Genomic DNA, 19,941 nt, shown 5'->3' on the forward strand with positions numbered 1-19,941 from the left:
AGCGAAAGATGACTTTATCAATGATCACTTTTTTCTCGCTGAATAAATGATTATACTGTTTATAGATACAGTGATTAATGAGTGCTTTTGTCATGTGTGGTTCTGATAAAGAGAGAGTCCGAAAAATTATCCATGTTGATATGGACTGTTTTTATGCGGCTGTCGAAATGCGTGACAATCCCGCTTATCGTAATCGCCCTTTGGCGGTTGGCGGTCATGAGAAGCAACGCGGTGTGCTCAGTACCTGCAATTACGAAGCGCGTAAATTCGGTATTCGCTCAGCAATGCCAACAGCGAAGGCACTGCAGCTATGCCCCAACTTACTTGTGGTACCAGGTCGAATGCAGGTATACAAAGATATCTCGAAACAGATTCGAGCCATCTTTTCACGTTATACCTCCTTGATTGAGCCGCTATCCCTTGATGAAGCCTATCTTGATGTAACGGACTCCACCCAATGTCACGGCTCGGCGACTTTGATTGCGGAAGCCATTCGTCGTGATATCTGGAATGAACTTCAGCTCACTGCGTCTGCAGGCGTTGCGCCGATTAAGTTTTTGGCCAAGGTCGCATCAGACTTGAATAAACCTAATGGTCAGTTCGTTATTCCACCGCAAGACGTACAAGGGGTGATCGATGAACTGCCACTAGAGAAGATCCCCGGTGTAGGTAAGGTGAGCATCGAGAAGCTTCATCAAGCTGGCTTTTACACCTGCAAGGATATTAAAGAGACAGACTACCGCGCGCTGTTGACTCAGTTTGGTCGACAAGGTGCTTCTCTCTGGAAGAGAAGTCATGGCATTGACGAGCGAGAAGTAGTGGTCGAGCGTGAGAGAAAATCGGTCGGGGTAGAGCGTACCTTCACTGAAAATATTTCCACCTACCAAGAGTGTTGGAAGGTGATTGAAGAGCGTCTTTTTCCTGAGCTTGAGGTGCGCCTTGAGAAGGCGAGCCCCTCGAAGTCGATAACCAAACAGGGCATCAAGCTGAAGTTTGCCGATTTTCAGCAAACCACGATTGAGCACATCCACACCTCATTGGATTTAGAGCACTTTAAAGAGCTATTGAGTGAGATCCTTAAGCGCCAGCAAGGGCGTGAGATTAGACTGCTTGGGCTGAGCGTGATGCTACAGCCCAAAGATCAGATGCGACAACTCAGCTTCTTTTGAATAAACCGTTCCTTGGCAATAAACCATTTGTTTAAAGTAAACCGCTTCTTCAAGGTAAATAAGCAACCTAGCTGCCGCTTGATATCGCTATCTTGGTGTCTGCTGAACCAAAGCTAGAGTATCGCGGAAAGGGTACTGCTCAAGCTTGCCATATCCAGACATCTTACTGGCTTTGAGCTTGGTTGAGAGTGGCGTTGCGATACCACAAAGGAAGCGTGTAATGGCTTCGTCGGTGACCCACTGCGGGCTGCTACTGATGAACTCATTGATCCAAGCTTGGAGGTGGCTCTCATCAATCGGTTCCAACGGCACATTTGGTAGTTGTGCCACTTTGCCACGACATACGGAGCAGTGCCCACATTCACTCGGCGCATTTGTGTCCCCAAAGTAACTGGCAAGGCGAGAGCTTAAACATGAACTGGACTCAAAGAATTCTAGCATGTGGTTGAGTCGGCCTATTTCATTATTCTCTTTGTGTTTGAATAGGGTAGCCAGACGTTCGGCAACCACGCTGACGTTTTCACTGGTATTGTGCACGGCATAGACATCGGTGATCTGTTTGCTCTCTAACTCAATCCAACCCTGTTCATTGAAATAGTCGATGGCAGCAACCACACGTTGTCTGTCGGCTTGAAAGTGTTCCCAAAGCGCATCAAAATCCACTTGGCACCAGACACGAGCTTGAGGTGAGCATTGAAAAATTGACTCAACAAAAGCGCGTCGCTCTCCCTGAAATTGGTCGATAATCTGCGGTTTTGGCCTTACAAACTTGAATTTGTAGTCGGCAAAGAAGCTGTATTTTGGCTCAATAATGCCTTCGAGCTCTAGATATACCAGCAAGGTTTTGAGTGGAAGCTGGCGGATGTTGGATTCGCGAGACAGCTGGTTGAGCATGATTTCCCACTGCGTGCCATAGGTGTTGCCGGTCGGCTGACAGGCATAGATCTCTTGAAGCACTGTCTGAATGGCGATGTTATCGGGTGTGTCACCAAACACGAAGTTCTCTAATGTACTTAAACCGTGCTTGTTGGCGAGCAGAATACATTCAGAGTTTTGGCCATCACGACCCGCGCGTCCAATCTCCTGAGAGTAGTTCTCGATCGATTTGGGAAGGTCAAAGTGAATCACGCGGCGAATATTGGACTTGTCTACGCCCATCCCAAATGCAATGGTAGCGACGATGCAGTTGATCTCATCATTCATAAACTGTTGCTGAATAATGTCACGGTTTTCCGGTTTGAGGCCCGCGTGGTAGGCAATCGCATTGATGCCGACATTTCTCAGTGCTTGCGCGACATTTTCAGCGGTTTGCTGCAGTGTGACATAGACAATGGTAGGCGATTGGGGCGCTTGGTTGACTACGGCACTGAGCGCTTCTAGTTTTGTCTCTTGCGCACAAGGTTGGATGGATAAATCCAAGTTCTGTCGATAAAAACCGGTGACAACAACATTCTCGGGCGCAATATTAAACTTGGCCTGCATGTCTTGGATGACTTCGGTCGTCGCGGTTGCCGTGAGCAGAAGTGCTTGAGGGATATTGAGCTGCTTTTGATAGTGGGGCAGTTTCAGGTAATCAGGGCGGAAGTTGTGACCCCATTCCGAAATACAGTGCGCCTCATCGACCACTAACAGTGAAATCGGCACCTGTGAGATGAACTGACGAAAGCGCTCATTTTTCAGACGTTCGACTGAGATCATCAAAATCTTAGTTTCGCCATTACGAACTGACTGCATCACTTGCTGAGTGGTTTGTCTGTCTTGGCTAGATTCGATGGCAGCAGCGGCAATACCTTTGCTGTGCAGGAAGCTCAGTTGATCTTTCATCAGTGCCAACAGTGGCGAAATAACCAACGTAAGGTGTGGCAGCTCGAGCGCAGGAAGCTGATAACAGAGCGATTTGCCAGACCCCGTCGGAAAAATTGCCGCCGTTGATTGGCCTGCAAGCACATGGTCAATCACCTGTTTCTGTCCATGACGCAGTGAGTCGAATCCAAATACCTGTTTTAGCTTCTGTTCAATCATAAATGTGCCTGATTTAGTCTGAGTGGTGTGCTGCAAGCAAGTGTGCCAAATTAATCACTGGGTTAGCAACTTGCTATCTCAAAGCGCTTGCACCTGATTGTACCTAATTCTATTCTGTAGCTCCTAAAGAAAAGCACTTCAAAAGTATGAATAAAGCCGAGCTTAGACAAATAATTATCCAGCAGCTTGAATCTCGACTGGCTATCGCCCAATCCGCGACCCAGAGAGCGATTGATGCCGCGACCGACGAAGAGACGGTACCAGAACACAAATACGATACACTGGCATTAGAAGCATCGTATTTGGCTCATGGCCAAGCCGTGAGAGTACAAGAGTGTGAAGAAGACATTCAGTGCTATCGTGAGTTAGTGCTGCGTGATAGTGAAAAAGTAGAGATGAGCAGCTTCCTCTCTGTTATCGATGAGCAAGATCAGCTCAAGCACTTCTTTATTGGTCCAAGAGTCGGTGGATTGTCGGTTAAGTGGGATGAGAAAGATATCGCAGTACTGACGCCAAATGCACCACTAGGAGCGGCGTTAATGAATAAAGAAGTCGGCGATGAGGTGGAGTTCAGCGTAGCGGGCAGCCACTTTATCTATGAAATCGTTTCTGTATGTTAAGGTCTAAACCTTTCCATGACATTGAGTGAATGGTTCAGGGTATAGTTAGTACAGCAATGTATGTGAGGATGTTATGAAAAAAAACGTATTAATTGCATCACTATCCATGGTGTTGGCAGCGGCAAGTGTGCCTGCGTATGCGGCGCAATGTCGTGTTGATCTCAAGAATGAGTTGAGAATTGATCAGCAAACGGTCGAGATCCACCAAACCAACGGTGACACTGCTGTGCTCGATGGTAACGATCTCTATATTCATGGTGAAAAGGTTGAACTTGATGCTGACCAACAAGCTGCGATTGAGCGCTATCGTGAAAGCATGAGTGAATACTTACCACAAGCGAAAGCGATGGCTAAAGAGGGTTTAGCATTAGCCAACGATGTGATTGACGACATAGCAATCAGCCTAGATTCTCCTGAGGCGTTTGATAACGTTAAAAAGTCGATGAGTGATTTCTTTGCTGAGATGGAAGCGCGCTACTATAAAGATGGCGACTTGGTACTTCCTGCGGAAAGTTTCGAATCTATGGCGAATGGTTGGAGTGAAGATTTTGATAAGGCGATGGAGATCTTCAATGAGGAGTTTATCTCTAGCGCGTTTAATGCGATGTCTGAAAAGATGAAGCAAGAAGGTGGTCTTAATCTAACTGAGATGGCCGACAGTATGGCAGAGCTTAAGCTGAAAATTGAAGAGCGCTTTAAGGAGCACTCACAGCAGGTTGAGGAAGAAGCCGAAGCATTCTGTGACTCGCTTGATGATATGGCAGAACAAGAAAAATCGCTGCATGAAAAGATTCCAAACCTGAAAGACTACCAAGTGTTTACCATTTAGCAGGCACAGGTAATAAAGCAGGGACAGGTAATAAATTGAGTGATTGACAGGGCACCTTGCGTGCCCTTTTTTGTGCCTGCTGTTTGAGTGGGTGGTTAGTGATTGTTAATGTTATGTTGTTTATTCATGGTTGGTAATTCTATGTATAGTTAAATTTACAGCTTTACCGTTTGGTTTTTTCTTTTAAATAGGAATTTAATCTACTAATTGATTGCATGAATTACTGGTTTTTATTATCGTACTAGCCTACTAGTTCATTGGTATTTTATGCAGGCAGTATGAACCAACAATCTTCTACATCAAGGGAGCTTTTTAGTTCTCGTTTGGGCTTTATCCTCGCAGCGGCTGGTGCAGCTGTCGGCCTCGGAAACATTTGGGGTTTCCCTACGCAAGTTGCTAGCAATGGCGGCGGCGCATTTCTTCTCGTATATTTGGTGCTGATCTTTGTGGTTGCCTTCCCAATGCTGGTGGTTGAGATGGCGATTGGTCGTCATGGTCAAGCTAACCCAGTCGACAGTATGCGCTCATTGACCCCAAATCTACTGGCGAAAAAGGTCGGTGCGCTGACTGGGTGGATTGGTCTGAGTGTTCCGAGTGCGGTGTTAGGCTTCTACAGCATTGTCGGTGGTTGGTTGATCTGCTTCCTATTCGGTGCGGTGGCTGATCTGTTTGGGCTAGCGGATCTTGCAGCATGGTTTAAAGGTTTCAGTGTTGAACGCAATGTGTTTGGTACCGTACTGTTTTACGTATTGACCATTCTTATCGTGCAAGGTGGTATCAAGCAGGGTATTGAGAAATGGTCGACTCGCTTAATGCCAGCGTTGTTCGTGCTATTTGCTCTGCTTTTTGTCTACATCATGACACAGCAAGGCGCGGTTGAAGGACTTAAGCACTACCTAGTACCTGATTTTGAAAAGGTATGGGACAGAAAGCTGATTCTTGCGGCAATGGGACAAGGTTTCTTCTCTCTGACCATTGGTGGCTGTTCAATGCTGATCTATGGCTCTTACCTGAGTAAGAAAGAGAACCTACCGAAGATGGCGATGAACGTGACTCTAGTCGACACAGCGGTGGCTTTTATTGCAGGCTTGGTCGTTATGCCAGCAATGTTTGTTGCAATGCAAAAAGGTGTACAAATCTACGCAGAAGATGGTTCGCTATTGAGCTCAGACACATTGGTATTTACAGTTTTGCCACTGATGTTTGATAGCCTAGGTTTCTTAGGTCAGATCTTTGCCATTGTTTTCTTCTTGCTACTGACGATTGCTGCGCTTACATCGTCTATCTCGATGCTGGAAGCACCGGTATCTCTAGTGAGTGAGCGTTTTAATACACCACGTACGCCGACCAGCTGGGCCATCGGTGGCCTGATTGCACTGTTCAGCGTGATCATCGTTTATAACTTTGCTGCTATGTTTGGTCTAGTTGCAATGATCGCCACTCAATACCTGCAACCTATCGCTGCGCTAATGTTCTGCTTGTTTGGTGGTTGGGTTTGGAGCCGTGCGTCGAAGGTAAAAGAGCTAGAGCAGGGCTGTCCTGATTTCCAATTAGGTTGGTTCGGTAAGGTTTGGCCTGCATATGTGAAGTTTGTGTGCCCGATTCTGGTGATTACGGTTATCTGGGCTTCTTTCGGCTAACTGCGCGTCTCGATTTAGATTCTTACTTAGTGTTAGCTTAGATCCAAACACAACAAAGCCGCTCCTCGAGAGCGGCTTTGTTATATTCGGAGCAAGACGATAGTGATTAAAGCCCAATGATTTAAGTAATAAAAAAGGCGCACAACCTGAGGTTATGCGCCTTTGAAAGCTTTGGAGGTTAAGTATGAATTACTTAATTTCCATACCTTGTGCTTGCAGATCCGCGTGGTAAGAAGAACGCACGAACGGGCCACACGCAGCGTGTGTGAAGCCAAGCTCTAGTGCGATCTCTTTCAGTTCATCAAACTCAGAAGGCGGCACGTAGCGCTCAACTGGCAAGTGGTGACGGCTAGGCGCTAAGTATTGGCCCAGAGTCAGCATAGTCACGCCGTGTTCACGTAGGTCTTTTAGTACCTGAACGATCTCTTCCTTGGTTTCACCAAGACCCATCATGACGCCCGATTTTGTTGGAACGTCTGGGTGCTGTTCTTTGAATTTCTTAAGAAGGTTCAAAGACCATTTGTAGTTCGCACCTGGGCGCGCTTTACGGTAAAGACGCGGTGCTGTCTCTAGGTTGTGGTTGAATACATCTGGCGGATTGTCTTTTAACAGATCAAGCGCTACGTCCATACGACCGCGGAAGTCTGGAACCAGAGTTTCAATACGAATATTTGGGTTTAGTGCGCGGATCTCGCGGTTACAGTCAGCGAAGTGCTTAGCACCACCGTCACGTAGATCATCACGGTCAACAGAAGTAATAACCACGTACTTCAGTTTCATGTCTTGGATTGTTTTAGCCAGCTTTTGTGGCTCTTCTGCTTCAGGAGCAACTGGACGACCATGGGCAACATCACAGAACGGGCAGCGACGAGTACAGATAGCGCCAAGAATCATAAACGTTGCCGTACCGTGGTTGAAACACTCGGCTAGGTTAGGGCAAGACGCTTCTTCACAAACTGAGTGAAGGTTGTTTTTGCGCATTGCTGATTTGATTTCTTGGATACGATGGCTGTCTGAAGGAAGTTTAATCTTCATCCAGTCTGGCTTACGTAGAACTTCTTTCTGTTCAGCAGGCATATTCTTTACGGGAATTAATGCCATTTTGTCAGCGTCACGATATTTAACGCCTTTTTCCATTTGGATTGGTTTGCTCATGATTTTATGCTTCTGCTGTAGTGTTACTGTTGGCTTGAATGTCTACTTGGTCGTAACCCAATAGTTCGACAAGCTCTTGTATTAGCTGTTGCTCAACGGTCTCTAGATCCGAAGGGCCACCTAATTGGCTCACTTGAGCCATTTCCATTCCTTGATAACCACATGGGTTAATGCGTAGGAACGGTGAGAGGTCCATATCAACGTTCAGTGCTAGCCCGTGGAACGAGCAGCCACGTCGAATACGTAGGCCGAGTGAACAGATCTTTTTGCCATCGACATAAACACCGGGAGCGTCAGGTCGAGCCGCTGATTCGATATTGTATGCTTTCAGGGTGTTGATTACGAGGTTCTCTATGTGAGTAACTAGATCTCGCACTCCAAATTTCTTACGGCGAATGTTAATCAGGAAGTAAGCTACCAACTGGCCTGGGCCGTGGTAGGTGACCTGTCCGCCGCGATCGCTTTGAATAACAGGGATATCGCCAGCATTAAGTACATGCTCTGCTTTACCTGCTTGTCCTTGAGTGAAGACCGGGTTGTGCTCTACTAGCCAAATTTGGTCGACGTCTTCTTCCGTGCGCGTATCGGTGAACTCATGCATGGCTTTCCATACGGGTTCGTAATCCTGACGGCCTAATTTTTTTACGATTAGCTTATTTTGCAAAGCAGGACTCCCTCAAGGATTAATAAAGTGAACGCATTATAAACGCGAAATTTGATTCTAACTACAGACGGACTGCAAGGTTTTTCAACTTTCTTTGTATTTATTGAAAATTAATTTGAATAACAAGGACTAAAAATGGGGTAGTAAAAACGAAAACAGCGGCCAAAAGCCGCTGTTTTCTCTTTATCGTCGACGATTACAGAACCATACGAACGATTTCGATCTCGCCTAGCTCTTTGTAAAGCGTTTCTACTTGTTCAATCGACGTCGCTGTGATGTTGATTGAAACAGAGTGGTAGTTGCCTTTTGCACTTGGCTTAACGGTTGGGCTGTAGTCACCAGGAGCGTGGCGTTGGATCACTTCCAGTACAAGCTCAGGCAGTTCTGGTTTCGCGTAACCCATAACCTTGTAAGTAAATGAACAAGGGAACTCTAAAAGGTCTTTAAGTTTTGCATCAGAATTGATGTTCATGATTGGCTCCAAAATGGTAGATATTTCGCTTTTTGGGCAAAATACCGATAAAAGCGTGTTGGTCAATTGACCATTAATAAGAGCGGAATATTACTGCTAAATATCGCCGAACTCAAGATCAACAAAAGCCGCACTGTGCGGCTTTTGATTCCTTAATAGAAAAGCTCTATTAGGGTTATCAGCAAATAACGAACAGGATCATGCGATTAGTGTTATTTGCTCACGTTTGACGTTCTTAGAACAAACCTTTGAACAGAAGAACCAGGTAATCCCATAGGCGGCTAAATAGGCTGCCTTGCTCTACGTCTTCTAGAGCCAGTAGTGGGTATTCAGCAACGTCTTGACCGTCGATTTGGTAGAACAGTTTACCAACTTGGTCACCTTTGCTGATCGGTGCTTCAAGCTCTTTCTCTAGAACAAAGCTTGCTTTCAGGTTCTTCGCTTGGCCGCGAGGAAGGGTTACGAATGTATCTTCATCAACACCTAGAGCGACAGTGTCTTTGCTACCCATCCAGATTTTTTCTTCAACGAATGTCTCACCCGCTGTGTGTGGTGCCACTGTTTCGAAGAAGCGGAAGCCGTAGCTTAGTAGCTTTTTGCTTTCTGTTTTACGAGCGTTTGCATTCTTGGTGCCCATTACGACAGCAACAAGGCGCATTTTACCTTCAGTTGCCGAACTTACTAGGCTGTAGCCTGCATTACTTGTGTGGCCAGTTTTAATGCCATCCACGTTCATGCTCTTATCCCATAACAGGCCGTTACGGTTGTATTGAGTAATACCGTTGTAAGTGAACTTCTTCTCTGAGTAGATACGGTACTCTTCAGGTACGTCACGGATAAGTGCTTGACCTAGAAGTGCCATATCGTAAGGCGTTGAGTATAGGTTTGGGTTGTCTAGGCCATGAACGTTAGCAAAATGCGTATCTTTCATGCCAATAGAGCTTGCCCATGCGTTCATTAGGTCAACGAAAGCGTCTTCTGAGCCTGCAATGTGCTCTGCCATAGCGACACATGCATCGTTACCTGACTGAATGATGATACCGCGGTTAAGTTCTTCAACTTTAACGGTAGTACCAACTTCAATAAACATCTTTGAAGAGTCTGGGAAGTTCTTCGCCCAAGCGTTTTCGCTAATTACAACGTCGTCAGTTAGGTTGATGTTGCCGCGATCAAGCTCTTGACCGATAACGTAGCTGGTCATCATTTTGGTCAAGCTAGCTGGAGAAAGCTGAGTGTTCATCTCTTTTTCTGCCAATACTTTGCCTGAATGGTAATCCATTAGGACGAAGCCTTTAGCAGCAATTTGCGGAGCGTCTGGAACAACGATAGGCGCGGCGAATGACGAAGAAGCTAGCGTTGCAGAAAGCGCAACAGAAGTAGCAAAAATCGATTTGATAAGTTTATTAGATTTATTCATTTTGAATGCAATTATTTGGTTAACTATCCATATCTTAACAGAATCACTGTTTCAAACCAGTGCAGTGATTGTCATAAATTCCGGTAAGATTCTAGCGAGTTAAGGTGTGCTTCTTTATATAAGCTGACGGGTAACCCATTAGCTTAACCTGTTCTAATTTCTCTTGAGTCAGAGCATAGTCATGAAATGGCCCAAGCATCAGTCGGTATTTGTCATCTACGGGCTGAAGAAATGTTTTGACCGACAGTTCTTTACTCAGTTCACTCGCAAGTTTCTCACTGCGGTCTTGATGCTGAGAAGTCGCAACTTGGATGATGTACTGAGGCAATGCCGCTTTCTTGTTCTCATCGGTTGGGATATCCACGGTGATCACTTCAATCTCGACATTGGCCGTTCCGGTGCGAATCACATCCAGCTTGTAGGCAGCAGCGTAGCTTAAATCAATGATGCGACCTTCATGAAACGGACCACGGTCGTTGACGCGAACGATGGTGCTCTTGTTGTTGTCTGTATTGGTGACCTTAACGTAGCTTGGGATTGGCAACGTCTTGTGTGCCGCCGACATCGAATACATGTCATAAACCTCACCATTAGAGGTCAGGTGACCATGAAACTTCTTGCCGTACCAAGAAGCCTTACCTTTCTCTGTGAATCCTTTGCTATCGCGAACGATTTTGTAGTCTGCACCACGTAGGGTGTAATCACTGTTACCCCCTAGGCTGTAAGGTTCATATTTTGGGTGTGCATCTTCTAAATGCTCAACCGAAATCGGCACATCAGGGGCAATATCATCGTTAATGTCGTAGCGACCCGATGGTGACTCTGGTTGCGACGAACAACCGTTGATCAGCACCACTAAGCTCCCAACTAACATCAGCTGCTTGAGGTGCGATGATGATTTGTCGGAGGTCTGTGTGCCATTGTTCATTGTGTTAATTATCACTTACGTCGCCTTTGAGAATGCTTTACGGTGAGTGTGGATAGACATCAAAATACCAAAACCAGCCATCAATGTAACCATGGAAGTACCGCCATAGCTGACAAGCGGTAGAGGTACGCCTACCACGGGTAGAATGCCACTCACCATACCAATGTTTACAAAGATATATACGAAGAAGCTTAAAACGATACTGCCACCCATCATCCGACCAAACGCTGTTTGCGCTTGGCTCGCGAGAATCAGTCCACGACCAATAATAAATAGGTAGATAGAGAGCAGGAATAAAATGCCAATCATGCCCCATTCTTCGGCGATAACGGCAAAGATAAAGTCAGTGTGACGCTCGGGAATAAACTCCAGCTGAGATTGAGTCCCTTGCAGCCAGCCTTTACCTGAGATACCGCCAGAGCCAATCGCAATTTTACTCTGAATAATATGGTAGCCCGCACCCAGTGGATCCGACTCTGGGTCAAACAGAGTACGTACACGAACCTTCTGGTACTCACGCATCAAGAAGAACCATAGGATTGGAATGAATGCACCTAGCGCCAATGCCGCACTTGCGATGATCTTCCAGCTGATACCGGCCAAGAAAATGACGAAGATACCCGACGCAGCAATCAAAATAGAGGTACCAAGGTCGGGTTGTTTGGCGATAAGGATCGTCGGCACAAACACCATGACTAGCGAGATAACCAAGGTTTGGAATGTGGGGGGTAGTGAACGCTTACCGATATAGCGAGCTAGCATCAGTGGCACAGCCAGTTTAAGTAGCTCAGAGGGTTGGAAGCGGACAAAACCGAAATTCAGCCAACGCTGAGCACCTTTGGATGCTTCACCAAAGAAGAGCACACCGAGCAGTAAGATCACTCCGCCAGCAAACAGGACTGGCGCGAGTGTTTCGTACGTACGTGGCGAGATCTGCGCGAGGAAAATCATCACGCCCAGCGATAACGCCATGCGCATTGCTTGGCGATCCATCATCGCCAAGCTTTGGCCACTCGCGCTGTACATGATTAACAGCGCAAATCCCATTAGCACTAAGATGCCAAGTAGGAGTGGCAAATCGATATGGAATCGCTCAAATAGGGCGCGATTCTGTCCAGTAGAGGGATCGAGTTTCATTATTGTGTTGCCTTACTCTTATATTCGTCGCCCAGAATAATATGGTCGAAGATACGTCTCACAACAGGACCACCGTTTGATGAACCACCACCGGCGTTCTCAAGTACGATGGTCACGATCGCTTGTGGATCGTCCAATGGCGCAAAGCCTGTAAATAGTGCGTGGTCACGAAGGTGTTCTGCAATCTCATCAGCGTTGTACTCTTCGTCTTCTTTCAAGCCGAATACCTGCGCCGTTCCTGACTTACCTGCTGTGACATACGACATGCCTTGGAACGAGCGTCGCGCCGTACCTTTTCGGCCGTGGTTTACCAGCTTCATCCCTTCTTTACCTATATCCCAGAATCGTTGTTTTACACCGGTAATCGGCGGATAGGTTTCGATGTCAGACAGTGATTGTGTCTCTAATGGTTGGCCATTTTCAATCGTTGAACGCAGTAGGTGAGGTGCAATAACTTCACCTTCATGAACCAACACAGAGGTCGCTTTGGCGATCTGCATTGGTGTTGCTGTCCAGTAACCTTGGCCGATACCAACAGGAATCGTGTCACCCTGATACCAAGGCACACGGTGGCGAGCCATCTTCCAATCTCGGGTTGGCATGTTGGCTTTGCTCTCTTCGTAAATGTCGATACCTGTGTAGTCACCAAAGCCGAACATCATCATCCAGCTTGATAGACGGTCGATACCCATGTCGAAAGCAATCTGATAGAAGAAGGTATCTACCGACTCTTCAATCGCCTTGACGATATCTACAGTGCCATGTCCCCAACGTAGCCAGTCACGGAATGGCTTGGTTTTCGAGTTAGGGATCTTCCAATAACCTGGATCATTACGCGTGGTATTTGGTGTGATCACGCCCTCTTGCAGTGCTGCCACAGCAATAAATGGCTTAATAGTTGACGCTGGTGGATAGATACCCAGAGTTGCTCGGTTTACCAGAGGTCTATTCTTATCTTGAAGTAGGGCGTTATAACCCTTAGATGAGATTCCGTGTACAAAGGCGTTCGGATCGTAACTCGGGCTAGAAACCATCGCTAACACGCCGTTGTCTTTCGGGTCTAATACGACAGCAGAGCCGCGTCGTCCATCAAGCAGTTTATGTACGTAAAGCTGTAGGTTGATATCAAGGTTAAGAACGATGTCTTTACCCGGAATCGCTGGCACAAATTTCAATGTACGAATAACGCGACCTCGGCTATTCACTTCTACCTCTTGGTAGCCAGCGGTGCCATGGAGCATGTCTTCGTAGTAGCGTTCAATACCTAACTTACCAATGTCACGTGTCGCTTGATAGTTGGCATCTTTCTCCTCACGTACCAGACGGCGCATATCGCGGTCGTTAATACGCGATACGTAACCAATAACATGAGTAAGAACGTCACCGTAAGGGTAAAAACGTTTGAGCGTGCCAGTTACCTCGACACCTGGAAACTTATGCTGGTTAACAGAGAAAACCGCAACTTGCTCTTCAGTAAGTTGGTTGAGAATAGGAACGGATTTAAAACGGCGCGTATTACGGCGATCTCGATTAAATCGTTCAACACGCTCAGGGCTGATTTCTAATAAAGTTTGGAGACGAGTAATGGTGTCATCCATGTTCTTTATCTTTTCAGGCGTGATCTCTAGGTTGAATACTGGGCGGTTTTCCGCCAGCAATACCCCATTTCGGTCATAGATCAGACCGCGGTTCGGCGCGATAGGGACAACCTTGATGCGGTTGTCGTTCGAACGAGTTTTATAGTCTTGGAATTGGTTAACCTGAATGTTGTACAGGTTGGCAACCAAAATGCCCATCATGATTACAATGCCTATAAACGCAATAAAAGCACGACTAGTAAATAGTCGTGCTTCTTCTTTGTAATCACGGATCTGGCTACGTTTACGTAACATTAACGCTTATTCTCGGTGATACGGGTGATTAGCTGTGATGCTCCAAGCTCGGTACAGGCTTTCTGCCATAATAACGCGCACAAGAGGGTGTGGTAGCGTTAGGGCAGACAGCGACCAGCTTTGGTCAGCTGCAGCTTTACATGCTGGAGCTAGGCCTTCTGGTCCACCAATTAGGATAGAAACATCACGTCCATCCAGCTTCCAGCTCTCAAGTTGCTCGGCAAGCTGTGGTGTATCCCATTTTCTTCCTGGGATATCGAGCGTAACAATGCGGCTCCCTTTTGGCACCGCTGCTAACATCGCTTCGCCTTCTTTCTGAAGGATACGAGCAATGTCTGCGTTTTTGCCGCGTTTGCCTGCTGGGATCTCGACCAATTCCAGTGGCATATCGTGTGGGAAGCGGCGCTTATACTCTTGAAAGCCTTCCTCAACCCATTTTGGCATTTTAGTGCCAACGGCAATTAATTGGATCTTCACAGATTAGCCCCACAGCTTTTCTAGTTGGTAAAGCTCGCGTTGCTCTTCTTGCATAACGTGAAGCATGCTGGTGCCCATATCTAGGACAACCCATTCACCTTCTTGTTCCCCATCCATACCTAGAGGCTCAAGACCGACTTTTTTCACTTCGCTTGCGACATGTTCTGCGATAGAAGCAACGTGGCGCTTTGACGTACCAGTGCAGACGATCATGTAGTCTGTCACACTGGATTTACCTTCAACGTCGATGGTGATGATCGACTCTGCTTTCATGTCGTCGGCTTTATCTGCAAGAAAATCTCTTAGTTCTTCACGTAACACTGGGTGTTCCTTAAATCTTAATTTCGCGACTCAAAATCATAACACGCTTTTATGCGGGAAATGGTATTGAAGCCGAGGGGATACAAAACTCAACACTCAACTGGTGAATGAGTGGCCAAGGTGATTGCTCGTATTGGGTTTTAGAGAGCAATTCAGCTTGAGTAAGCAGTGCAAACAGAGAGTGTAACTGGGTTACCGAGACTCGTGTTAGCGCTGCGTTATAAAGGGGCTTCTTTGATTGCCAGATGCGGTGTTTTTCAAACACTTGGCCGATAGGCATCTGCTGCATCTGTTGTTGCATTTGTAACAGCAGCGCGAGCTCACGCTGAATGCTACGCAGTAGAATCACCGCTTCCACACCTTCCGCTTCCAGTTGGCGTAGAATGCGCTGTGCTCGATTACCTTTGCCTGCCAGCAGGGCATCGACCCAATGGAAAGGGGTAAAGTGGTTGTGGCGGCTTAGCGACTCTTCAAGTCGAACGAGTGTTAGCTTGCCATCAGGATATTGCAGCGCCAGCTTTTCTAGGCTCTGTGTCAATGCAAATAGGTTACCTTCGTGCCATTGAGCCAACATTTGTGTGGCTTCGGCATCCGGCTGTAAACCAATTTGACGGCAACGTGCTTGAACAAATTGCGGTAAACGTGCGACATCGGGTGTCAGGCAGCTCACCCAGTGGCCTTGGCTCGATAGCGCTTTAAACCATTTGGCGTTTTCCTGCGCCTTGGTCAGCTTTGTGCCAATCAATACCAGCATGATGTCGTCGTGCAGCTGATCGGATAGTGCCAGTAGCTCTTTGGCGATAGCCGCGTTTACACCCGACTCAGGCAGCTCCAGTTCGATGATTTGGCGACTAGAGAATAGGCTCAATGCTTGAGTGCAATCGTAAACGTCATTCCAATCTAGGCTGCTATCAATCGCAAAGCGGTGACGCTCTTCAAAGCCTTGCTCTTTCGCCGCTTTTTGAATCGATTCACGGCTTTCTTGAAGCAATAGCGGTTCGTTACCAAAGATCAAATAAACGCGGCTAAGCTGCTTATTTAATTGCTCTGATAAGCGGTCTGCAAAAATACGCATCGGTTAACCTTATTGAGCAGACTCAGTTGAGCTTGGTGTTACTTCAACATTCTTGATGTTGTACTGCTTCTCTAGCTCTTTTACCTGAACTTCTTCTAGGTCTTCAATGTTCATGCTGTTTGCCGCGATGTTGGCTTTTAGGCGTGCCATTTGACGAAGGATTTGGGTTGCCGCAAGCTTGCGCATTTCATCTTCGATCATGTCACGTTCAACCGACTTCGCAAGTGCAGTCAGCGGGTTATCCAGGTAGCTACGTGTCACGCTGGTGGTAAAGGTTTTATCGCCCAGCTCTGGGATTGTTACTCGGTAAGAGGCATCGAAGGTAAGTTCTTTCTCAGCGGCACGCGTGTTTTGGTAAAGAGAAAGCGTACGTTCGTTAATGCTTTCACTCAGCAGATGCAGGTTCGGTGTTTTGCTGGTAGGTGCCACAATGTCTACGTTGTTCATGCGCAGTTGGCTTTTTACCATGCGCGTAAACGTACTGTACTGGTCGTAACTTGATACCGAGATCTTGTTCAGCTCTTCCGGTACTGAGTAGTCACCACGCAGGTGAAAACCACACGCAGACAACAGGCTGACGGTAAGAATAACGAACATAGCTTTTAACGAAGACAGTGAAATCAGGCGCATTATTTGATGGCTCTCATAAAATGGATTACTTATTTAAGGGCTTTACGGCTTGAGGTTTGATCAAATTGAGGTGTGATCAAAGGAAAAGCGCTTAAATAAGTAGACAGGGTGGTGTGCACCCTGTCTATTGACTGCGAATTAAAAATTAAGTTCTCTAATTCTTATCGCATTGTGAGTGTTAACTCAAAGGCTTAGTCTCGAGAGGACTAACGATTAGTTCGCAACGATGTTTAGAAGCTTACCTGGTACGTAGATAACTTTACGTACAGTTAGGCCATCGGTGAACTTAGTCACGTTCTCATCGTTTAGACCGATTTCTTCAATCTCTTCTTTAGAGATATCTGCAGCAACCGTCAGTTTCGCACGTAGCTTACCGTTAACTTGAACGATGATTAGTTTCTCGTCTTCAACCAGCGCTTTCTCATCAAACGTTGGCCATGAAGCATTGTCGATGTCTGATTCACCAAGACCCGCCCACATTTCGTAAGAGATGTGCGGAGTGATTGGGTAAAGCATTGCAACAACTGCTTTAAGTGCTTCATCAAGGATTGCACGGTCTTGCGCAGATTCTTGTGGTGCTTTCGCTAGCTTGTTCATTAGTTCCATGATAGCTGCGATAGCGGTGTTGAACGTTTGACGACGTGCAACATCATCAGTCACTTTTGCGATAGTCTTGTGAACATCGCGACGAAGTGCTTTTTGGTCGCCAGACAGTGCCGATGTATCAACAGCTTCTGCTGCGCCTTTCGATGCGTGCTCGTTAACCAGTTTCCAAACACGTTTCAGGAAGCGGTTCGCACCTTCAACGCCAGACTCTTGCCATTCAAGTGTCATGTCAGCTGGTGATGCAAACATCATGAATAGACGTACTGTGTCAGCACCGAACTTGTCGACCATCTCTTGTGGGTCGATACCGTTGTTTTTCGACTTAGACATTTTGATCATGCCTGAGTGCTCAACGTCACGACCTGTGTTGTCTTTTGCTGAAACGATGCGGCCTTTGCCATCACGCTCAACGGTTACATCAGTAGGTGCAACCCACTCTGTGCCGCCTTTCTCGTTCTCGTAAGAGAATGCGTCAGCCAGTACCATGCCTTGACATAGTAGCTGCTTGAACGGTTCGTCAGACGTTACATAGCCTGCATCACGTAGAAGCTTGTGGAAGAAGCGAGAGTACAGTAGGTGCATACAAGCGTGCTCGATACCACCGATGTACTGGTCTACTGGTAGCCAGTAGTTTGCTTTTTCTGGATCTAGGATGTCGTCAGCTTGTGGTGAACAGTAACGCGCGTAGTACCAAGAAGACTCCATGAACGTATCGAACGTATCTGTCTCACGTAGAGCAGGTTCGCCGTTGAATGTAGTCTTCGCCCACTCTTTGTCAGATTTAATTGGGCTAGTTACGCCGTCCATTACCACGTCTTCTGGAAGAATGACTGGTAGTTGGTCCGCTGGTACTGGGTGAACTTCACCATCTTCAGTGGTTACCATTGGGATTGGCGCACCCCAGTAACGTTGACGAGATACACCCCAGTCACGTAGACGGAAGTTAACTGTCTTAGTACCTTTGCCTTCCGCTTCTAGCTTCGCTGCGATTGCATCAAATGCTGCTTGGAATTCTAGGCCATCGAACTCACCTGAATCGAATAGTACACCTTTCTCAGTGTATGCTTCTTCAGAGATGTTTAGTTCGCTGCCGTCAGCTGGCTTGATCACTGGGATGATGTCTAGACCATATTTAGTCGCGAACTCGTAGTCACGTTGGTCGTGTGCAGGTACTGCCATTACAGCGCCTGTACCGTAGTCCATAAGTACAAAGTTAGCTACGTAAACAGGAACCTCACGGCCGTTCAATGGGTGAATAGCAGTAAGGCCAGTCGCCATACCTTTCTTCTCCATTGTCGCCATTTCAGCTTCTGCTACTTTGTTGTTCTTACACTCTTCGACGAAGGCTGCTAGCTCAGGGTTTGTCTTAGCTGCTTCTGCTGCTAGAGGGTGACCTGCTGCGATACCTACGTAAGTCACACCCATTAGTGTGTCTGGGCGAGTTGTGTAAACTTCTAGGTCTGCTTGACCTTTCACTTCAAACTTCAGCTCTACACCTTCAGAGCGACCAATCCAGTTGCGCTGCATGGTCTTAACCATTTCAGGCCAGCCATCTAGAGTGTCTAGATCGTCGATTAGCTCTTGAGCGTATTCAGTAATTTTGATGAACCATTGAGGGATCTCTTTCTGCTCAACGATTGCGCCTGAGCGCCAGCCGCGGCCGTCAACAACCTGTTCGTTTGCAAGAACTGTTTGGTCAACTGGATCCCAGTTAACTGTAGACATCTTCTTGTAAACTAGACCTTTTTCGTAAAGCTTAGTAAAGAACTCTTGTTCCCAACGGTAGTACTCTGGTGTACAAGTCGCGAATTCACGATCCCAGTCGTAGCCTAAACCAAGCATTTTAAGTTGGTTCTTCATGTACTCGATGTTTTCGTAAGTCCATGGTGCAGGTGCTGTGTTGTTCTTAACCGCTGCGTTTTCTGCCGGTAGACCAAATGCATCCCAACCGATTGGTTGCATTACGTTTTTGCCTTGCAGGCGTTGGAAACGAGATACCACATCACCGATTGTGTAGTTACGCACGTGACCCATGTGCAGTCGACCACTTGGGTATGGGAACATGGATAGACAGTAGAATTTTTCTTTATTTGGGTCTTCACTTACAACAAAGGTCTTGTTGTTATCCCAGTGCTGTTGAACTTTTTGTTCAATTTCTTGCGGATTGTATTGTTCTTGCATCGATGATGTCCGGTTATCTTGGAATTTGTGAGTCTGGTTTGATCAGACTTCAATAGATCGTCATAGAATACCTAAAGGAACGAACTACAACAATAGTTATACCTGTCATACTCTCATTATCTCGGGTATTGATTTAGGTCTGCAATCTTGAGGAGGACTTATGCCAAAGAAAAAAGCACTCTATGAAGAGCTGGTAGAAGATGTCATCGAAACACTCAAGCATAGCCCTGAAGAGATCAACAATAAGATTGAAACGTCAGGCAAGCTTGCAAAAGCCGCGAATGATATGACGAAAGACGAGTTATCCTTGATCTCGGCTTACGTTAAATCGGATCTAAAAGAGTTCTCTGAAAACTACGAAGAGAGTAAAAGTGGACCGTTTTACTTGATGATTGCAGATTCTATCTGGCATGGCTTGCTGGAAATCACCGACCGAACTAAGGTGGAGTGGGTAGAGCTGTTCCAAGATCTGGAGCATCAAGGGCTTTATCAGGCAGGAGAGGTGATCGGTTTAGGTCGTCTGATTTGTGACGATTGTGGTCACCAAACAGAATACAACCACCCAACTACCATCATTCCATGCATCAAATGTGGCGGTAAAGGTTTCAGTCGTAAAGCGCTCAAACCATAGTGCTCCCTCCGACATAAATAAAAAGGGTTGACCCAGTAGGCCAACCCTTTAAAGTTTTATCTCGAATCTCGAATC

General features: G+C 46.6%; 18 protein-coding genes. 5 read left to right on the forward strand and 13 right to left on the reverse strand.

Annotated elements, in window-relative coordinates; all coding sequences use genetic code 11:
• The first annotated feature begins 92 nt into the window (after positions 1 to 92).
• Positions 93 to 1,169 carry a DNA polymerase IV gene (gene dinB / locus KI655_RS20875; protein WP_285408392.1) on the forward strand — a complete coding sequence of 359 codons (1,077 nt, stop codon included), beginning with the start codon at positions 93 to 95 and terminating at the stop codon, positions 1,167 to 1,169.
• Between the two features lie 87 nt (positions 1,170 to 1,256).
• Here the strand turns inward: dinB and KI655_RS20880 are convergent, their stop codons facing one another.
• On the reverse strand, positions 1,257 to 3,191 hold the full coding sequence (locus tag KI655_RS20880; RefSeq protein ID WP_285408375.1) for an ATP-dependent DNA helicase RecQ: 1,935 nt from the start codon (positions 3,189 to 3,191) through the stop codon (positions 1,257 to 1,259).
• A gap of 146 nt (positions 3,192 to 3,337) precedes the next feature.
• On the opposite strand from KI655_RS20880, the gene KI655_RS20885 reads away from it, so the two are divergent.
• From KI655_RS20885 to KI655_RS20895, 3 genes are all read left to right on the forward strand, one after another.
• Positions 3,338 to 3,811 carry a GreA/GreB family elongation factor gene (locus KI655_RS20885; protein ID WP_285408377.1) on the forward strand — a complete coding sequence of 158 codons (474 nt, stop codon included), beginning with the start codon at positions 3,338 to 3,340 and terminating at the stop codon, positions 3,809 to 3,811.
• Between the two features lie 73 nt (positions 3,812 to 3,884).
• A complete protein-coding gene (locus KI655_RS20890; RefSeq protein WP_285408378.1) occupies positions 3,885 to 4,640 on the forward strand; it encodes a YggN family protein in 756 nt (251 codons plus the stop codon).
• Positions 4,641 to 4,918: 278 nt separating this feature from the next.
• Positions 4,919 to 6,280: a sodium-dependent transporter gene (locus tag KI655_RS20895; RefSeq protein WP_285408379.1), complete on the forward strand. Its 1,362-nt coding sequence runs from the start codon at positions 4,919 to 4,921 to the stop codon at positions 6,278 to 6,280.
• A gap of 189 nt (positions 6,281 to 6,469) precedes the next feature.
• On the opposite strand, the gene lipA is transcribed toward KI655_RS20895, so the two are convergent.
• The 12 genes from lipA to leuS all read right to left on the reverse strand — a co-directional run bounded on the left by lipA (position 6,470) and on the right by leuS (position 19,235).
• Positions 6,470 to 7,435 (reverse strand): lipoyl synthase, encoded by a 966-nt coding sequence (lipA, locus tag KI655_RS20900; RefSeq protein WP_285408380.1) that lies wholly within the window; start codon positions 7,433 to 7,435, stop codon positions 6,470 to 6,472.
• A 4-nt stretch (positions 7,436 to 7,439) separates the two neighbouring features.
• Positions 7,440 to 8,099 (reverse strand): lipoyl(octanoyl) transferase LipB, encoded by a 660-nt coding sequence (gene lipB, locus KI655_RS20905; RefSeq protein WP_239842438.1) that lies wholly within the window; start codon positions 8,097 to 8,099, stop codon positions 7,440 to 7,442.
• 196 nt (positions 8,100 to 8,295) lie between these two features.
• Positions 8,296 to 8,574, reverse strand: a complete 279-nt coding sequence (gene ybeD / locus KI655_RS20910; protein ID WP_285408394.1) for a DUF493 family protein YbeD — start codon at positions 8,572 to 8,574, stop codon at positions 8,296 to 8,298.
• A gap of 232 nt (positions 8,575 to 8,806) precedes the next feature.
• On the reverse strand, positions 8,807 to 9,988 hold the full coding sequence (locus KI655_RS20915) for a serine hydrolase (protein ID WP_285408381.1): 1,182 nt from the start codon (positions 9,986 to 9,988) through the stop codon (positions 8,807 to 8,809).
• Between the two features lie 91 nt (positions 9,989 to 10,079).
• Positions 10,080 to 10,862, reverse strand: coding sequence for a septal ring lytic transglycosylase RlpA family protein (locus tag KI655_RS20920; protein WP_373417301.1), 783 nt, complete (start codon positions 10,860 to 10,862; stop codon positions 10,080 to 10,082).
• A 69-nt stretch (positions 10,863 to 10,931) separates the two neighbouring features.
• Positions 10,932 to 12,053 (reverse strand): rod shape-determining protein RodA, encoded by a 1,122-nt coding sequence (gene rodA / locus KI655_RS20925; RefSeq protein WP_285408383.1) that lies wholly within the window; start codon positions 12,051 to 12,053, stop codon positions 10,932 to 10,934.
• A complete protein-coding gene (gene mrdA, locus KI655_RS20930; RefSeq protein WP_285408384.1) occupies positions 12,053 to 13,945 on the reverse strand; it encodes a penicillin-binding protein 2 in 1,893 nt (630 codons plus the stop codon). Before mrdA ends, rodA begins: the two co-directional genes overlap by 1 nt.
• Before the next feature lie 6 nt (positions 13,946 to 13,951).
• Entirely contained in the window at positions 13,952 to 14,422 is a 471-nt protein-coding gene (gene rlmH, locus KI655_RS20935; RefSeq protein ID WP_032551440.1) for a 23S rRNA (pseudouridine(1915)-N(3))-methyltransferase RlmH, read from the reverse strand.
• Between the two features lie 3 nt (positions 14,423 to 14,425).
• On the reverse strand, positions 14,426 to 14,743 hold the full coding sequence (gene rsfS / locus KI655_RS20940; RefSeq protein WP_285408385.1) for a ribosome silencing factor: 318 nt from the start codon (positions 14,741 to 14,743) through the stop codon (positions 14,426 to 14,428).
• Between the two features lie 49 nt (positions 14,744 to 14,792).
• A complete protein-coding gene (holA, locus tag KI655_RS20945) occupies positions 14,793 to 15,818 on the reverse strand; it encodes a DNA polymerase III subunit delta (protein WP_285408386.1) in 1,026 nt (341 codons plus the stop codon).
• A 9-nt stretch (positions 15,819 to 15,827) separates the two neighbouring features.
• Positions 15,828 to 16,448: an LPS assembly lipoprotein LptE gene (lptE, locus tag KI655_RS20950; RefSeq protein WP_285408388.1), complete on the reverse strand. Its 621-nt coding sequence runs from the start codon at positions 16,446 to 16,448 to the stop codon at positions 15,828 to 15,830.
• 213 nt (positions 16,449 to 16,661) lie between these two features.
• Positions 16,662 to 19,235, reverse strand: a complete 2,574-nt coding sequence (gene leuS / locus KI655_RS20955) for a leucine--tRNA ligase (protein WP_285408390.1) — start codon at positions 19,233 to 19,235, stop codon at positions 16,662 to 16,664.
• A 160-nt stretch (positions 19,236 to 19,395) separates the two neighbouring features.
• Between leuS and KI655_RS20960 the strand changes: the two genes are divergently transcribed.
• Complete coding sequence (locus KI655_RS20960) at positions 19,396 to 19,866, forward strand: zinc ribbon-containing protein (RefSeq protein WP_032551447.1); 471 nt, start codon at positions 19,396 to 19,398, stop codon at positions 19,864 to 19,866.
• Positions 19,867 to 19,941: the final 75 nt, after the last annotated feature.

This window comes from Vibrio sp. D404a (genome assembly GCF_030248535.1).
Taxonomy (GTDB): domain Bacteria; phylum Pseudomonadota; class Gammaproteobacteria; order Enterobacterales; family Vibrionaceae; genus Vibrio.

What these genes read in the sequence shown, in the direction of transcription:
- dinB (WP_285408392.1), top strand. Translation starts at nt 93, where the DNA reads ATGTGTGGTTCTGATAAAGAGAGAGTCCGAAAAATTATCCATGTTGAT.
- KI655_RS20880 (WP_285408375.1), bottom strand. Translation starts at nt 3,191, where the DNA reads ATGATTGAACAGAAGCTAAAACAGGTATTTGGATTCGACTCACTGCGT.
- KI655_RS20885 (WP_285408377.1), top strand. Translation starts at nt 3,338, where the DNA reads ATGAATAAAGCCGAGCTTAGACAAATAATTATCCAGCAGCTTGAATCT.
- KI655_RS20890 (WP_285408378.1), top strand. Translation starts at nt 3,885, where the DNA reads ATGAAAAAAAACGTATTAATTGCATCACTATCCATGGTGTTGGCAGCG.
- KI655_RS20895 (WP_285408379.1), top strand. Translation starts at nt 4,919, where the DNA reads ATGAACCAACAATCTTCTACATCAAGGGAGCTTTTTAGTTCTCGTTTG.
- lipA (WP_285408380.1), bottom strand. Translation starts at nt 7,435, where the DNA reads ATGAGCAAACCAATCCAAATGGAAAAAGGCGTTAAATATCGTGACGCT.
- KI655_RS20915 (WP_285408381.1), bottom strand. Translation starts at nt 9,988, where the DNA reads ATGAATAAATCTAATAAACTTATCAAATCGATTTTTGCTACTTCTGTT.
- KI655_RS20920 (WP_373417301.1), bottom strand. Translation starts at nt 10,862, where the DNA reads ATGTTAGTTGGGAGCTTAGTGGTGCTGATCAACGGTTGTTCGTCGCAA.
- rodA (WP_285408383.1), bottom strand. Translation starts at nt 12,053, where the DNA reads ATGAAACTCGATCCCTCTACTGGACAGAATCGCGCCCTATTTGAGCGA.
- mrdA (WP_285408384.1), bottom strand. Translation starts at nt 13,945, where the DNA reads ATGTTACGTAAACGTAGCCAGATCCGTGATTACAAAGAAGAAGCACGA.
- holA (WP_285408386.1), bottom strand. Translation starts at nt 15,818, where the DNA reads ATGCGTATTTTTGCAGACCGCTTATCAGAGCAATTAAATAAGCAGCTT.
- lptE (WP_285408388.1), bottom strand. Translation starts at nt 16,448, where the DNA reads ATGCGCCTGATTTCACTGTCTTCGTTAAAAGCTATGTTCGTTATTCTT.
- leuS (WP_285408390.1), bottom strand. Translation starts at nt 19,235, where the DNA reads ATGCAAGAACAATACAATCCGCAAGAAATTGAACAAAAAGTTCAACAG.
- KI655_RS20960 (WP_032551447.1), top strand. Translation starts at nt 19,396, where the DNA reads ATGCCAAAGAAAAAAGCACTCTATGAAGAGCTGGTAGAAGATGTCATC.